Source organism: Mesorhizobium sp. f-mel, from assembly GCF_053850215.1.
The window spans coordinates 782,468-796,853 of sequence record NZ_JBSPTO010000001.1 but is presented as its reverse complement, the minus strand read 5'-3'; the positions used below and the strand labels follow the sequence as shown (position 1 = coordinate 796,853).

At 61.5% G+C, this 14,386-nt stretch carries 14 protein-coding genes; 8 read left to right on the top strand and 6 right to left on the bottom strand.

The features are described from left to right. Window positions 1-52: 52 nt before the first annotated feature. Window positions 53-1,186 (bottom strand): site-specific DNA-methyltransferase, encoded by a 1,134-nt coding sequence (locus ACWUKX_RS03690; RefSeq protein ID WP_029355667.1) that lies wholly within the window; start codon window positions 1,184-1,186, stop codon window positions 53-55. Window positions 1,187-1,360: 174 nt separating this feature from the next. Between ACWUKX_RS03690 and ACWUKX_RS03685 the strand changes: the two genes are divergently transcribed. Beyond that, on the top strand, window positions 1,361-2,050 hold the full coding sequence (locus tag ACWUKX_RS03685) for an HAD family hydrolase (protein WP_029355665.1): 690 nt from the start codon (window positions 1,361-1,363) through the stop codon (window positions 2,048-2,050). A gap of 39 nt (window positions 2,051-2,089) precedes the next feature. Here the strand turns inward: ACWUKX_RS03685 and ACWUKX_RS03680 are convergent, their stop codons facing one another. Then, window positions 2,090-2,764: a hypothetical protein gene (locus ACWUKX_RS03680; RefSeq protein WP_456003933.1), complete on the bottom strand. Its 675-nt coding sequence runs from the start codon at window positions 2,762-2,764 to the stop codon at window positions 2,090-2,092. A 127-nt stretch (window positions 2,765-2,891) separates the two neighbouring features. On the opposite strand from ACWUKX_RS03680, the gene thrC reads away from it, so the two are divergent. The 4 genes from thrC to ACWUKX_RS03660 are packed head-to-tail and all read left to right on the top strand — an operon-like array spanning window position 2,892 to window position 9,100. Beyond that, a complete protein-coding gene (gene thrC / locus ACWUKX_RS03675; protein ID WP_456003931.1) occupies window positions 2,892-4,289 on the top strand; it encodes a threonine synthase in 1,398 nt (465 codons plus the stop codon). Window positions 4,290-4,303: 14 nt separating this feature from the next. Continuing rightward, on the top strand, window positions 4,304-5,596 hold the full coding sequence (locus ACWUKX_RS03670; RefSeq protein WP_456003929.1) for a M16 family metallopeptidase: 1,293 nt from the start codon (window positions 4,304-4,306) through the stop codon (window positions 5,594-5,596). 16 nt (window positions 5,597-5,612) lie between these two features. Further along, window positions 5,613-6,209, top strand: coding sequence for a GNAT family N-acetyltransferase (locus tag ACWUKX_RS03665; RefSeq protein WP_456003927.1), 597 nt, complete (start codon window positions 5,613-5,615; stop codon window positions 6,207-6,209). Between the two features lie 2 nt (window positions 6,210-6,211). Then, window positions 6,212-9,100, top strand: a complete 2,889-nt coding sequence (locus ACWUKX_RS03660) for an EAL domain-containing protein (protein ID WP_456003925.1) — start codon at window positions 6,212-6,214, stop codon at window positions 9,098-9,100. A gap of 168 nt (window positions 9,101-9,268) precedes the next feature. Here the strand turns inward: ACWUKX_RS03660 and ACWUKX_RS03655 are convergent, their stop codons facing one another. Beyond that, window positions 9,269-10,195, bottom strand: a complete 927-nt coding sequence (locus ACWUKX_RS03655) for an oxygenase MpaB family protein (protein WP_456003923.1) — start codon at window positions 10,193-10,195, stop codon at window positions 9,269-9,271. 171 nt (window positions 10,196-10,366) lie between these two features. Beyond that, the gene (locus tag ACWUKX_RS03650) at window positions 10,367-10,783 is read right to left on the bottom strand and encodes a DUF4242 domain-containing protein (RefSeq protein ID WP_456003921.1); all 417 of its coding nucleotides are present in this window, start codon (window positions 10,781-10,783) and stop codon (window positions 10,367-10,369) included. On the opposite strand from ACWUKX_RS03650, the gene ACWUKX_RS03645 reads away from it, so the two are divergent. After that, window positions 10,782-11,660 (top strand): LysR family transcriptional regulator, encoded by an 879-nt coding sequence (locus ACWUKX_RS03645; RefSeq protein WP_036267457.1) that lies wholly within the window; start codon window positions 10,782-10,784, stop codon window positions 11,658-11,660. The genes ACWUKX_RS03650 and ACWUKX_RS03645 overlap by 2 nt on opposite strands. On the opposite strand, the gene ACWUKX_RS03640 is transcribed toward ACWUKX_RS03645, so the two are convergent. Next, window positions 11,657-11,938, bottom strand: a complete 282-nt coding sequence (locus ACWUKX_RS03640; protein ID WP_456003919.1) for a LysR family transcriptional regulator — start codon at window positions 11,936-11,938, stop codon at window positions 11,657-11,659. The two genes, ACWUKX_RS03645 and ACWUKX_RS03640, sit on opposite strands and share 4 nt — an antisense overlap. A gap of 164 nt (window positions 11,939-12,102) precedes the next feature. Between ACWUKX_RS03640 and ACWUKX_RS03635 the strand changes: the two genes are divergently transcribed. Next, entirely contained in the window at window positions 12,103-12,339 is a 237-nt protein-coding gene (locus ACWUKX_RS03635; protein ID WP_456003917.1) for a hypothetical protein, read from the top strand. A gap of 299 nt (window positions 12,340-12,638) precedes the next feature. Beyond that, window positions 12,639-13,664 carry a transglycosylase SLT domain-containing protein gene (locus ACWUKX_RS03630; RefSeq protein ID WP_456003915.1) on the top strand — a complete coding sequence of 342 codons (1,026 nt, stop codon included), beginning with the start codon at window positions 12,639-12,641 and terminating at the stop codon, window positions 13,662-13,664. Window positions 13,665-13,689: 25 nt separating this feature from the next. Here the strand turns inward: ACWUKX_RS03630 and ACWUKX_RS03625 are convergent, their stop codons facing one another. Then, on the bottom strand, window positions 13,690-14,298 hold the full coding sequence (locus ACWUKX_RS03625) for a YqgE/AlgH family protein (protein WP_023799312.1): 609 nt from the start codon (window positions 14,296-14,298) through the stop codon (window positions 13,690-13,692). Window positions 14,299-14,386 lie beyond the last annotated feature (88 nt).

Below are 14,386 nucleotides of genomic sequence, written 5' to 3'. Positions count from 1 at the left end.
ACAGGCCGATTGATAATCCGCTTTAACATGGCAGACACATACGATCCGTTCGTCAGGCCCCTGCCCGCTCCATGCCGAGGCGGGCGATACGGCGAAGCTCGTCGATCGGGGTCAGGCCGCCGCTGCGCTCATAATGCCAGAAGGTCCAGCCGTTGCAGGCATCCAGCCCCTGAACTTCCGCGCCGATCTTGTGGATCGATCCGGCGCTGTCGCCGACCGCCACCGTGCCGTCGGCGCGCACCCTGGCCGCCCAGCGCTTCTTGGCGTCATAGAGTGTGGCACCCGGCAGCATCAGCCCGGTGTCGATGAGGCTGACGAAAGCAACGCGCGGCTCGGCGCGCTTGCCGGTGAGCACGGTGAGATCAGCGCGGTCCAGCGGCCGGACTGCATCGATGCGCTCGTTGGCGGCGTCGATATAGGCCTGCTCACGCTCGATGCCGACGAAATGGCGGCCGAGGCGCTTGGCCACGGCGCCGGTGGTGCCGGAGCCGAAGAAAGGATCGAGCACGATATCGCCGGGCTTCGTCGAGGCCATCATGATGCGGGCGAGCAGCGCCTCGGGCTTCTGGGTCGGATGCAGCTTGTCGCCATTTTCATTCTTCAGGCGCTCGCCGCCGGTGCAGATCGGAAACAGCCAGTCGGAACGCATCTGGATGTCGTCATTCGACGCCTTCAGCGCTTCGTAGTTGAAGGTGTAGCCCTTGCCCTTTTGGTCACGCGAGGCCCAGATCATCGTCTCATGGGCGTTCTGAAAGCGGCGGCCACGGAAATTCGGCATCGGATTGGTCTTACGCCACACGACATCGTTGAGGATCCAGTACCCCAGATCCTGCATCTTGGCGCCGACCCTGAAAATGTTGTGGTAGGAGCCGATGACCCAGATGGTGCCGTTGGGTTTCAGCACGCGGCGCGCCGCCAGCAGCCAGGCGCGAGTGAAGGCGTCGTAGACCTCAAAACTCGCGAACTGGTCCCAGTCGTCGTCGACGGCATCGACCCTGGACTGGTCGGGACGATGCAGATCGCCGTCGAGCTGCAGATTGTAGGGCGGATCGGCAAAGATCACGTCGATGGATTTTTCGGGCAGCCGGTCGAGCGCGGCGACGCAATCGCCCTTCAGGATCGTATCCAGCCATTCGGATTGCTGGGGAGCATGGGAAAGCTCGTCGAGAAGACGCACGGCAGACATTGTGACACCCAAAGCACGCGTTACTGTTTACTCCCTGTTATGGTTACCGATCAGCGTAAATATTCGATGAAGGCCGAGGGTCCGGAGCCCAGGTAATTTGCGAAGACCGGTCTGTTGGTGTATGCCGCGCCGCCTGAACCGTCTCAGCCCCTCCCTCCCGCTTTCCGGATCGCTATGCCTCAGCCAGACCTTGTCATCTTCGATTGCGACGGCGTGCTCGTCGATTCCGAAATCATTGCCGCCCGCATCGAAGCCGAGCTTTTGACGTCGGCCGGTTACGAGATATCGGCCGAGGAGCTTTCTGAAACCTATGCCGGGCTGACCTTCAAGGACATCATGATGCGTGTCGAAGAGAAGTCTCGCATCCCGTTCCAGGCCTCGCTGATCGATCGTGCCGAAGAGCTGGTTGACCGCCGGCTGCGCGCCGACGTGCGCGCCGTCGACGGGGTGCACGAGGCAGTCGCCGCGGTGACAGCACCGCGCTGCATCTGCTCGAATTCGCGCACCGAGCGGATCGAATTCATGTTGGAGAAGGTGCGTCTGCTGCCGTTTTTCACTGGGCACATTTTTTCCTCGCTGGAAACGCCGAGCGGAAAATCCAAGCCGGCGCCCGACGTGTTTCTCTTTGCCGCGGAAAAACTCAAGGCCGACCCAGCGAACACCTTCGTCATCGAGGATTCCGTGCACGGTGTGACCGGCGCCAGGACAGCCGGCATGCGTGTGATCGGCTTCACCGGAGCGGCGCACAGCTATCCCGGACATGCCGACGCGCTGACCGAGGCCGGCGCCGAAACGGTCATCCGCCGCTGGGCGGAGCTGAAAAGCGTGATCGCCGCCCTGTCGGAATGGTCGGCGGATGCGTGACGCATGCGCCTCCGACCGTAGGCGGCTCCAAGGCCGCCGCTATTCGGCCACGGCAATCCTTTTGTCGGTCTTCTTCGGCGGACCTTCGTCATAGCCGGCGAACGCCTGATAGTCCCGCGCGGTGGGCTCGGGAACGACAACGTTCGAATCGGTGAAGACGAACTGGGTGGCACTCGAGGGATTGGTAACCTGGACCTGATGTTGGTGAAGCTGCGAGTAAAGGACCTCGGTGCCATGCATCACAGCGATACGGATCGGCATGGTGATGGTACCCGGGCTGAACATCGGTCCCGGAACGACCTTGCCGGCGACGGCTATCTTCATCGTCAGCGAGCCGTTGGCACGGTTGCAGTCGCGGGTCACATCGGTGATCGAGGCCTGATAGATGATCTTCGCGGAATCGTCCTGCTGGTCGCTGCTCGCGTCAAGCGCGGCAGCTTCGGCGTCCTGAGCGGCGGCTTTTTTCTTGGGCTTTTGGCTGCCCTTGGCATAGGTGTTGAAGAAGGCGGTGCCGTCGCGCAGCGTCACTTTCGGACAATAGGCCTGCAATTGGCTGGCGAGAACCTTGGGGTCCGGCGGTGGTGGCGGTGTTGTGTCCGTCTTTCCGAAGCCCAGGATGCCATTGCCGCCTGATTGGCAGCCGGCGGCGGTAAGCATAAAGCCAGTGAGCGCCAGACCCGCGACAAAACGACCGTTGAATGTATGAAACGCCATGAACTGCACTTCCCTCTCGCAAAGCGGGTGACGTATATCAACCGCGCGGCAAAAATGCGACTGAACAAGTCCGGAAATTAACCACTTTGCCGCGGACGAAACCGCCCGGCAGCAATGGAACATGACGATGCAATATGTGAGTACCCGCGGGGAAGCGCCCGTGCTTGGATTTTCCGACGCGGTGCTGGCGGGCTTGGCGCGCGATGGCGGTCTTTATGTGCCTGATACCTGGCCGCAGTTTTCGGCGGCAGAGATCCGCGCCATGCGCGGCCTTGCCTATCCCGACCTCGCCATCCGCGTGCTGTCGCCGTTTGTCGGCGGCGAGATCGCGATGCCGGTGTTCGAACGCCTGGTGCGCGAAGCCTATGCGGCCTTCCGTCACGAGGCGGTCTGCCCGCTGGTGCAGACCGGCTCGAACATGTTCGTTCTGGAACTCTTCCATGGCCCGACGCTTGCCTTCAAGGACGTGGCTATGCAGCTTCTCGCCCGTCTGATGGACCATGTGCTTGCCGAACGCGACCAGCGCGCCACCATTGTCGGCGCCACATCCGGCGACACCGGCGGCGCCGCCATCGATGCCTTCGCCGGGCGCAACAGCACCGACATCTTCGTTCTTTTCCCGCACGGCCGGGTCTCGCCGGTGCAGCAGCGGCAGATGACGACGTCCTCTGCCGCAAATGTCCATGCAATCGCGGTCGAAGGCAATTTCGACGATTGCCAGGGGCTGGTGAAGGACATGTTCAACGATCACGCTTTTCGCGACCGGGTATCGCTGTCCGGCGTCAATTCCATCAACTGGGCCCGCATCATGGCCCAGATCGTCTATTATTTCTCATCGGCGATGTCGCTCGGCGCGCCCGACCGGCCGGTTTCCTACACCGTACCAACCGGCAATTTCGGCGACATCTTCGCCGGCTACGCCGCCAAGAAGATGGGGCTGCCGATCGAGCGGCTGATCATCGCGACCAACGATAACGACATTCTGGCGCGCACGCTGTCGAGCGGCGAATATCGCACGAAAGGCGTCTTTTCGACCACGTCGCCGTCTATGGACATCCAGGTTTCTTCGAATTTCGAGCGCTTGCTGTTCGAGGCGGCCGGCCGCGACGCCTCGACCGTGCGGCGCTACATGAGCGGCCTCAAGCAGTCCGGCGCCTTCACCATCGAAGCGGGCGAGATCGCCAGGATCCGCTCCGAATTCGATGCCGGCCGTTCGACCATGGACGAAGTCGCCGCTACGATCCGCTCGACGCTCGCAGCCAGCGACTATCTGCTCGACCCGCATACGGCCGCAGCCATGCATGTTGCGGCTGCGAAGGCCACCAATGCCGTGCCGATGGTGGTGCTGGGCACCGCCCATCCGGCAAAGTTCCCGGCCGCCGTCGAAGCCGCCAGCGGCGTGTCGCCGACCCTGCCCGCATGGCTAGGCGGGTTGATGACATCAGAGGAAAAATACACGGTACTTCCATCCGACCTGAAAATGGTGGAAGATTATGTTAGCCGCCACACGCGGGCGGCAAGTTAGGGAGTATCAGCTATATGGGTGTTGAGGTAAGCCGTCTGTCGAACGGCCTGACAGTCGCCACCGAAACCCTTCCAAGCCTCGAATCCGTCGCTCTTGGTGCCTGGGTCAAATCAGGCGCCCGCAACGAGCGTAGCGAAGAGCACGGAATGGCCCACTTGCTTGAACATATGGCGTTCAAGGGAACCAGAAGGCGAAGCGCCTTCGAGATCGCCTCGGAAATCGAGGATGTCGGCGGCGAGATCAATGCCGCTACCAGTGTCGAGACCACCTCCTATTATGCCAGGGTGCTGAGCGACGACGTGCCCCTGGCCGTCGATATCCTCTCCGACATCTTGCAGGAATCCGAGTTCGACCCACAGGAGCTGGAGCGCGAGCAGCATGTGATCCTGCAGGAGATCGGCGCCGCTCACGATACGCCCGACGACATCGTCTTCGACCGCTTCACCGAAACGGCCTTCCGCCACCAGACAATCGGCCGCTCCATCCTTGGCACGCCGGAAACCGTCAAATCCTTCACCTCGAAGCAATTGCACAAATTCATCGAACGGCAATATGGCGCCGAGCGCATGGTGGTCGTCGCCGCCGGCGACATCAAGCACGACAATTTCGTGCGGGAGGTCGAGAAGCACCTTGGCGGTTTCCGCAGCAAGTCCGACAACTCGATGCCACAATTTGCGCAATATGTCGGCGGCGATTTTCGCGAGGACCGCGACCTGATGGACGCGCAGATCGTGCTGGGGTTCGAGGGCCGCGCCTATCATGTACGCGATTTCTACGCCTCGCAGGTCCTGTCGATGATCCTTGGCGGCGGCATGTCGTCGCGTCTTTTCCAGGAGGTCCGCGAAAAGCGCGGGCTGTGCTATTCGGTTTATGCCTTCCACTGGGGTTTTTCCGATACCGGCATATTCGGCGTCCATGCCGCGACCGGGCAGAGCGACATCGCCGAGCTGGTGCCGGTGGTCATCGACGAGTTGCAGAAGGTCGGCGAGAACATCCTGCAGGAGGAACTCGACCGGGCACGTGCCCAGTACCGTGCAGGCCTGATCATGTCCGCCGAAAGCCCGGCCAGCCGCGCCTCGCAGATCGCCCGGCAAATGCTGCTGTTCGGCCGGCCGATCGCGAAGGAAGAGCTGATGGAACGGCTGTCGGCGCTGACGGTCGAGCGGCTGACGGACCTGTCGTCACGGCTGTTTTCGACCAAGCCGACGCTGACTGCCGTCGGACCGGTGGGTACGCTCGCTCCCTATGAGGCGGTCCTCGAATCGCTTTCGGGCACGCAGACCACGGCCCGAAAGCTCGCCGGCTAAAGTCCATCAAAGCGTCATGTTCGCGCTCCCTTTCTTTCGCCGTGACCTGCCGGCACTGAAGGGTGACCGGGTCACGCTGCGCGTGCCGCTGACCAACGACTACCGCGAATGGTCGGTGCTGCGCGGGGAAAGCCGCGCCTTCCTGGAGCCGTGGGAGCCGCGGTGGAACCCCGACGAGCTCGACCGCACGGCCTGGCGGCATCGCCTCAGCCGCTATCGCGAAGACTATGCGCAGGGAACGGCCATAGCCTTCTTCATCTTCGAGAAAGGCAGCGGCAAGCTTGTCGGAGGAATCACCCTCGGCAACATCCGCCACGGTGTCGCGCAAAGCGGCCATATCGGCTACTGGATCGGCGAGCGCTACAGCGGCCGTGGTCTGATGACCGACGCGGTCAAGATCGTGACGCGCTTCGCCTTCGATACGCTGAGGTTGCACCGGATCGAAGCTGCCTGTATTCCCGACAATGCCCGGTCGATCCGCGTGCTTGAAAAAGCCGGATTCCGGCGCGAAGGACTTCTGCGATCCTATCTCAGGATCAATGGCATCTGGCAGGACCACTACCTCTACGCCCGGATCGAAGACGATCCGCCGGGCGCGGGAACGAAGGACTAATTTTGACGAATTTCCTGCGAATCGGGTCGTTGTTCGCCTTTGTGCTGACGGCAATCGTCGTGCTCTGCGCGGCGTCCTCGGCCTTCGCCGTCGAGCCGATCAAGATCGCCCGCGACGACGTGGCGCTCGACCTTTCGGGCGCCGTCGAAATCTACCGCAACCAGGGCGAGAACTTTCAGGTGTCGACCGCTCCAGGCCCGGACGGCATCGTGCGGCGCATCGAGGTCGAGGCCAATGATGCGCGCTCGACCGGCGACTGGGCGGTGTTCGCACTTGCCAACACCACCGACCAGCAGCTCGACAGGCTGATTGTCGCACCGCATTTCCGGCTGGTGAATTCCGGCATCTTCTGGCCGGATCTCGGCTCGACCCGCATTGCCGCGATCACGCCCAGCGAGGGCTTCGCGCTTGACCGCCAGAGCAGCCCCGACGCCGATGTGTTCCGGGTGACGCTGAACCCCGGAACGGTGATCACCTTTATTGCCGAACTTGCCTCGCCCAAACTGCCGCAGGTATATCTATGGGATCCGGAATCCTACAAGGACTCGGTCAATTCCTACACGCTGTTTCGCGGCATCGTCATCGGCATCGCCGGCCTTCTGGCGCTGTTCCTGACCATCCTTTTCGTGGTCAAGGGGACCTCGATGTTCCCGGCAACCGCAGCACTCGCCTGGGCGGTGCTCGCCTATATCTGCATCGATTTCGGCTTTCTCAACAAGGTCCTGGAAATATCGCCCGGCAACGAACAGATGTGGCGAGCCGGAACGGAGGTGGCGCTTGCAGCGACCTTCGTGGTGTTCCTGTTCGCCTATCTCAACCTCAACCGATGGCACGGCCATTTCAGTTACGGCGCGCTGGTCTGGATTCTGGGGCTGCTGCTGATCGCTGGCGTTGCGATCGTCGATCCGGCGGTCGCCGCCGGCATCGCCAGGCTGTCCTTCGCCGCCACCGCGCTGACCGGCCTCGGCCTGATCATCTTCCTCGGCATACGCGGCTACGACCGTGCCATCATGCTGGTGCCCAGTTGGGTCATGGTCCTGTTGTGGCTATGCGGGTCGTGGATGGCGATCACCGGCATGCTCGACAACGACATCGCCCAGCCGGCACTGGGCGGCGGGCTGATCCTCATCATCCTGCTGATCGGCTTCACCGTCATGCAGCACGCCTTTGCCGGCGGCGCACTGCATCAGGGCCTGTTCTCCGATCTCGAACGGCAGGCGCTGGCCGTCGCCGGATCGGGCGACACGGTGTGGGACTGGGACGTGATGCGCGACCGCGTCGTCACCAGGCCGGATGTCAGCATCCAGCTTGGACTTGCGCCCGACAGCCTGGGCGGAGCTGCTCGCAACTGGCTGCCGGTACTTCATGCCGACGACCGCGACACGTTCCGTACCACGCTCGACGTGGTGCTCGAACACCGGCGCGGCCGGGTGTCGCAGAATTTCCGCCTGCGCGGCGCCGACGGGCACTATCACTGGTTTTCGCTGCGCGCACGGCCGGTGATCGGATCGGACGGCGAGGTCATCCGCTGCGTCGGCACCATGGTCGACGTGACGGAGCAGAAAAAGTCCGAGGAGAGGCTGCTGCACGATGCCGTGCATGACAATCTGACTGGCCTGCCGAACCGGGAATTGCTGATGAATCGGCTGGAGGCGATCATTTCGATCGCGCGCACGGAAGAGAAAGTGCGTCCGACCGTCTTCGTCATCGACATCGACCGGTTCAAGCAGGTCAATGACGGGCTCGGCATCTCGGCCGGCGATACCATCCTGCTGACCGTTGCGCGCCGGCTGCACCGGTTGCTCAAGCCGAAGGATTCGCTGTCGCGTTTTGCCGGCGACCAGTTCGCGCTGATGCTGCTTTCCGAACAGGACCCGGCCCGCATCGCAGCCGTTGCCGACGCCATCAAGCATGCGATCAACAATCCCATCACCTTTGCCAAGCGTGAGATCGTGCTGACCGCCTCGATCGGGCTGGTCACCTGGACCTCGGCGCAGAGTTCGGCCGAGGACATGGTCAAGGACGCCGAGCTTGCCATGCACCAGGCCAAACGTTTTGGCGGCGACAGGATCGAGCCGTTCCGCCCCGCCTTCCGGACCGTCGGCACCGACCGACTGCAGTTCGAGTCCGACCTGCGCCGCGCCATTGAACGGCGCGAATTCACACTCGCCTACCAGCCCATCGTGCGGCTGGAAGACGGCAGTGTTGCCGGCTTCGAGGCGCTTTTGCGCTGGGAGCATCCGCGCCGCGGCATGATCCCGCCGGGCGATTTCATCCCGGTCGCCGAGAGCTGCGGCCTGATCGTGCAGCTTGGCCTGTTCGCTATGCAACAGGCCGCCGAAGATCTGGCGGGATGGCAAAAGCAGATCGGCGACGCGCCGCTGTCGGTTTCGGTCAACCTGTCCAGCCGTCAGCTCATCCGCCGCGATCTGGTCAGCGACGTCCGCTCGGTGATCGCGCGGGCCAACCTGAAGCCGCGCTGCTTCCGGCTCGAACTCACCGAATCGCTGGTGATGGACAATCCCGAGCAGACAGCTCATGTGCTGAACAAGCTGAAGAAGCTTGGCATCGGCCTGTCGCTGGACGATTTCGGCACCGGCTATTCCTCGCTGGCCTATCTGACGCGCTTTCCCTTCGACACGATCAAAATCGACAAGAGCTTTGTCGACGACGCGACACCGAAGCGCGCGGTGCTGCTCAAATCCATGGTCAACATGGCGCATGAACTCGGCCTTTCGGTCGTGGCCGAGGGCATTTCGGATGAAAGCGATGCGCTCGAACTGCGCCAGATGGGCTGCGAATATGTGCAGAGCTTCATGTTCGGCGCGCCGATGCCCGGCGATCAGGTGCTGAAGACGCTGAAGGAACAGTATCCGCTGGCTCAGGCTTGATTTTGTGCATATCGGTTGTCCCAAGACCGCTGCGCACCTTTGGGCGAGATGCCGGGGGGTCCGCTTCCCGGCGCTCGGAGGTCGCAAGCAAACCGTCCTGGTCACTCAGTATTGAAAATTTTAGTCTCCTACCCGTGGCGCGGCCCCATCAATGTTGGCAAGCCTGAATCAACGGCGGCGATAGAGATAGCTCTCGGAAAGGCCGAGGCGACGGCACGATTGAACGGCCGGGGATGAAGGAAGCACGATGCTCTCGCAGATTGCCGCCGTAGTCTTCACAAAAGCACGCTCCCACGGCGTCAGGGTCCAGCGGTCGCCGAGTGCCAAGCGCTTGCGCACCCAGCGCGGTAGGATCTCGACGGCCGCCTTCAGAAATGGCCGCTGAAGCGGTTGAGCCACTCCCGGCAAGGCGGGAACGTCTTCCATGATCTCCAGGAATTCCAAGACGATCGGCGACGCGACGAGTCTTTGCCTCATCGCGTCGAACAGCGCGTAAAGCTCGGCCTGTGACGTGGGCGAGCCGGCCGCACCATAGAGAAGTGCGACGGGGCGAGCCTCAGCAAACATCGCGTCCCGTTCGAAAAAATGCAGACGATGCACATAGACGTGATACGCCTCCATGAAACCAAACCCGGCCGTAGCTTGCACCCAGTCCAGCAACTCCGGGTCGGTGGCGTGGTATGGCTCACCTTCGCTGGTTCGACCTGAAACGCGCCCATGCGTCCTGACCACACCTTCAATCATGGCCTTAGCCTTGGTTCGAGGGCCGTAGACCGTAACCAAGGCAGCGAGGCCCGTACGCTGTAATCGTCGGAGCGCGTGCGAGCGGAATGTGCTGTGCTGCCAAATGGCGTCGCGAACCCGCGGCTCCGCCAATTCGAGCAGCACCGCAGTAACCCCGCCGATGAAGAGCGCAACAGGGTTCTTGAAAATACGCCAGGATATCGAGGTGGGCGGTAACAGCGCCGGCTCGCCTTCCGGGGTCGAGAAGTCCATCTGAGATCCGAGCCGCTGGCGCATGAACGACTGCGCAAGAGTATCCACACGACGCTCAAGTGGGTGAGGCAGAGGGATGATGCCCGAATTGCCAAACATGGTACGCCTCCGACTCCTGGGAACAACAAGTGTCGAACCAGTGGCTAGCGGATGCAGTATGCACGAACGTCTTGGTCTTTCCGTCGTTCCAAATGATCAGCCTGGCGCGCTGCGCATGATCCGCAAGAACACCGGGCCCGGATGGTCATCACGAGCCCGGTCGTGCTGGCCTTATGGCGTAAGATCGAGCGCCGGCACGATTCTGTGGTAGGGCAGGCCTGCATCGTCGTTTAGACGCTTCACGTCGGCATCGGAGACAGCATCAAACAGGCACATGCAGCGCCCGTCCTCCGGTGCGAAGGTCGAGCGCAGATAGCTGATGTCGGTGCCCTTGGACGTCATCTCGGCGGCCTGGCTGATCGCCGCCTTCTGCGCATCTCCCAGAGCTTCCATGCTGATGCCCTTGAGGTCGCGTTCCACCATGTAGACAGTCATTTCCAGATCTCCTCCTATGAACAGTGACCACAGGAGTTGAATGCAGCGGCGGGCGAAAGAGAACGACATTTTTTCTATCGATCGATAGCCGACAGTTATCGATGAAAGGGCTACAATGTCGTTTCGTTGAACCGCCTCGGGAGGGCTCGCCATGGAGATGTTCCAGGTCCGCTACGTGCTTGCTGCCGCGAAGATGCTGAATTTCACCAAGGCAGCCACCGATTGCAATGTGTCTCAGCCGGCGCTCACCAAAGCGGTCAAGACGCTCGAGGATGAGCTTGGCGCGCCCTTGTTCCACCGCGAGGGAAAGCGCGTCCTCCTGAGTGAGTTCGGGCGCTCCATTCTGCCGCATCTTCAGCAGATCATGCAGGAGGCCCACGCAACCAGGACGCTTGCCGACAATTTCAGGCTGCTCAACCAGGTGCCGATCCGCCTCGGCGTCATGTCGACCATCGGCCATGTGAAGCTCGCCCGGTTCCTGGCAAAGTTCCAGCGCGACTATCATGGTGTCGAGCTGGAAGTCAGCGAGGCGAGCGTTCAGGAACTGAAAAACAGGCTTGAGCAAGGCGATCTCGATCTGGCCGTCCTCAATCCGCTGGAGGGACTGGGAGCGGCTTTCCGCGTCCATGATCTCTACAGTGAGCGCTACGTCGTCGTATTCGCGCCGGATCACCGGCTTGCGAGCCTCAATGCAATCAAGTTGGTCGATCTCTCTCAAGAACCCTATGTCGACCGTCTGTCCTGCGAAATGCGGGACCTGGTGATGGGTGTATGCCGGGAAAGAAACGTCAGCCTTTATGCCCGCTTTCGTTCCGAGCGCGAGGATTGGATCCAATCAATGGTGCTGGCGCGGATCGGCTTCGCCTTCATGCCTGAATATTCGGTGACATCGCCTGAACTTCTGCAGCGTCCGCTGATCGAACCCGCGGTGGCACGCACCGTGTCCCTGGCTAGCGTTCCGGGCCGGCCCTATAGCCCGGCGACGGCGGCAATGGTCCGAGCTGCCCAGAGCTTCGATTGGCCAGGCTAGGCGTTTGTTGCTGAAGCTGATTTTAGATGCGTTCTGCCGCCCTGGTGGTCCTCGGACCGATACCGACCCGACCCAGGACTACCGACACTCAATCGCTGCGCATTTGGGCGATGTGGCTGCATGAGACGCGCAAAGTCGGTGAGATGGACATGGCTATGCTCACGGTGGAAGAGATGCCCTCCAAGCTCGGCCTCGAGCTTCTGGATAGCGCGGGTCAGCGCCGGCTGGGTCACGCACAGCGACGCTACCCGGAAGTAGCGGATTTCGTGTATCTCCATGGATCGCCCTTTCCGGATGACAGCCTTGCATCGGCGCGATGAAATATTGGCATTCTTTTTCTCCGAAACGACTGCAACTTTCTTGCTTCGTTGGAATCGCACTCGCCGAAGGAGCGCGGGAGAAGGCTCACAATGGCCGGATGGAAATTTGAGGGAGGACAATCATGACCTTGCCCAGTTACGCAATGAACCAGGCAAGTTTCCCGCAGATGTACGAGCGGTGGCTGGTCGGCCCTCTCTTCCGTCCATGGGCCGAGATGGCTCTTGACGAGCTGGAATTGTCTTCGGGCGATCGTCTACTCGATATCGCCTGTGGAACAGGAATAGTGGCGCGCGTTGCAAGAGAGCGGCTCGGTGAAGCCGGATATATCGTCGCCAATCTGGCGACGGCCAAAGGCTAAAAGATCTCTCTTCACAAGCAACGCATCGCCTACGCAACGCTCGATAAAATCATCTTATTGTACATTACGAACTGTCCTCGCCGCATTGCGGCCATTGTACCGCCACGATCCATGATTAGCTAGAGCAAGCACTGACCGTTCTTCTTGTCTTTTTCGACGTTGACGGCTCAACGTTGGAAATAGATCTGCCCCAAAGTATCTGGGCGGCTAGACATGGAACGGAGGGGGACCTGGCGTCACTCCAAAGAACACGTGAATTCTTTGCTTGCGCAGACGTCATCCTTTCGGGCGGACGGCCTTTGTCGAAAAGGATCGCGGGGCTTGGCTTGGCGGCGACAGTGGCGGCCATGCCATGGCCGGTCTATTCGGGAGTCTTGGTCAACGGAGTGAGCGAAGCCGCGGTTGCCACTGCTGTTCCGTCCTCCGCTCTGAGTTTCCCCTCGGCCGCGCCCGAGTTCGACATCATCGATCCGGGCACCACGTTGACCTCCCGACGCAAGGGAGAAGGCATACTGGCCGACGCATTGAAGGGTACCGTGGCCATCCTTTCCGAAGGCGCGGAACAGATCGTCATCGGGATGTCGGTGCACGAGTTCGGCGAATACAAGGTGTCGCAGTACATTGCCAGCGAGATTCTGCGTGCCGCCAAGGACACCCAATTTCCTGCCGACACCCTTTTCGCGATCGCCGAGAAGGAGTCCTCCTTCGACCTCAACAATCGCCCGCCTAAAGGGTCGGCACTTGGTCTTATGCAGTTCCTCGACCAGACATGGCTCGAGGCGGTGAAGAAATACGGCGCAGAGTTCGGTCTGGGCGACGAAGCGGAACTGATCCGGATCCGCTTAGAGGGCAAGCGCGAACACCATTTCGTCGACGACAAGGCCGATGAACAGCGCATTCTTGAATTCAGGCGCGATCCCTATCTGTCGGCAGCACTTGCGGCCAAGAACCTTCTCGCGGCCAAGGAACGCATCGAAGCCCGTCTCAAGAAGGCCATGGACGAAAGGGATCTTTACCTCCCCCATTTCCTTGGCACCAACGGCGCAGCACAGCTCCTGTCGAACGCCGACGAGACGCCCAATGCCACGGCCAGCAAAATCTTCCCCAAGGCGGCGCGCTTCAATACCGCGATGTTCAGGGCCGAGGGAAAACAGCTCACCGTTGGCCAGTTCCACCAGCGCCTGCGCTCCTTCTTAGAAGCCCGCATCGGCAAATACAGCGATGTCGAAAGCCGCGTGAAAGAGGCTGACCTGTCCTGGACAGCCGGTATCGAGAATCTCGCCTACGATTTGGGCAAACGGCTGGCGTCGGCAATGCAGCGATAGCCAGCCAGGTATCGGGTTTTCACCACTAGGCGTGGCCGGCCGCCAGGCTGAGATGCGCGAGGTCGATACCGATCGAGGCGAGAATCCGGTCGTATTTGCGCTCGATGTCGGTATCGAACAGAAGCTCCGCATTTGCCGGGCAGGTCAGCCAACCGTTCTCGGCGATTTCGCTCTCCAGCTGACCTGCGCCCCAGCCCGAATAGCCGAGTGCCATCAGCGCGTGCCGGGGCCCACGGCCCGACGAAATGGCGCGCAATATGTCGACGGTCGCGGTCAGGCAAATGTCGTCGGAGACGGCGAGCGACGATTCCACTCGGTAGTCGCCCGAATGCAGGACGAAGCCGCGGCTGCGGTCCACCGGTCCGCCGTTGCGCACGACGAAGTCGCGGGCCTGCGCGGGCAAGCGGATCGCCTCCTGTTCGTTCATGATGCCGAGCTGCACGAGCAGATCCGGAAACAGCATCTGCTGCGTCTGGTTGATGACCAGGCCCATCGCGCCTTCGTCGCTGTGCGCGCAAATGTAGATGACGGAGCGCGTAAAGCGGTCGTCCTTCATGCCGGGCATGGCAATCAGGAACTGGTCGTCGAGAAAGCCGCGTCCCGCAGCCATCTTCTTGTGGCGCAACAAGTCCATGAGAGGAGCGTAACGCGTTTCTGAAGCGCCGAAAAGATGCGCCGCGCGCGATTTGGTCGCGGATGTGCAGCTAAGGTCAGGCAAAGCT

Bases quoted from the DNA above. Each gene is read 5' to 3' on its own strand.
- ACWUKX_RS03690 (WP_029355667.1), bottom strand. From the start codon at position 1,186: ATGTCTGCCGTGCGTCTTCTCGACGAGCTTTCCCATGCTCCCCAGCAA.
- ACWUKX_RS03685 (WP_029355665.1), top strand. From the start codon at position 1,361: ATGCCTCAGCCAGACCTTGTCATCTTCGATTGCGACGGCGTGCTCGTC.
- ACWUKX_RS03680 (WP_456003933.1), bottom strand. From the start codon at position 2,764: ATGGCGTTTCATACATTCAACGGTCGTTTTGTCGCGGGTCTGGCGCTC.
- thrC (WP_456003931.1), top strand. From the start codon at position 2,892: ATGCAATATGTGAGTACCCGCGGGGAAGCGCCCGTGCTTGGATTTTCC.
- ACWUKX_RS03670 (WP_456003929.1), top strand. From the start codon at position 4,304: ATGGGTGTTGAGGTAAGCCGTCTGTCGAACGGCCTGACAGTCGCCACC.
- ACWUKX_RS03665 (WP_456003927.1), top strand. From the start codon at position 5,613: ATGTTCGCGCTCCCTTTCTTTCGCCGTGACCTGCCGGCACTGAAGGGT.
- ACWUKX_RS03655 (WP_456003923.1), bottom strand. From the start codon at position 10,195: ATGTTTGGCAATTCGGGCATCATCCCTCTGCCTCACCCACTTGAGCGT.
- ACWUKX_RS03645 (WP_036267457.1), top strand. From the start codon at position 10,782: ATGGAGATGTTCCAGGTCCGCTACGTGCTTGCTGCCGCGAAGATGCTG.
- ACWUKX_RS03650 (WP_456003921.1), bottom strand. From the start codon at position 10,783: ATGGCGAGCCCTCCCGAGGCGGTTCAACGAAACGACATTGTAGCCCTT.
- ACWUKX_RS03640 (WP_456003919.1), bottom strand. From the start codon at position 11,938: ATGGAGATACACGAAATCCGCTACTTCCGGGTAGCGTCGCTGTGCGTG.
- ACWUKX_RS03635 (WP_456003917.1), top strand. From the start codon at position 12,103: ATGACCTTGCCCAGTTACGCAATGAACCAGGCAAGTTTCCCGCAGATG.
- ACWUKX_RS03625 (WP_023799312.1), bottom strand. From the start codon at position 14,298: ATGGACTTGTTGCGCCACAAGAAGATGGCTGCGGGACGCGGCTTTCTC.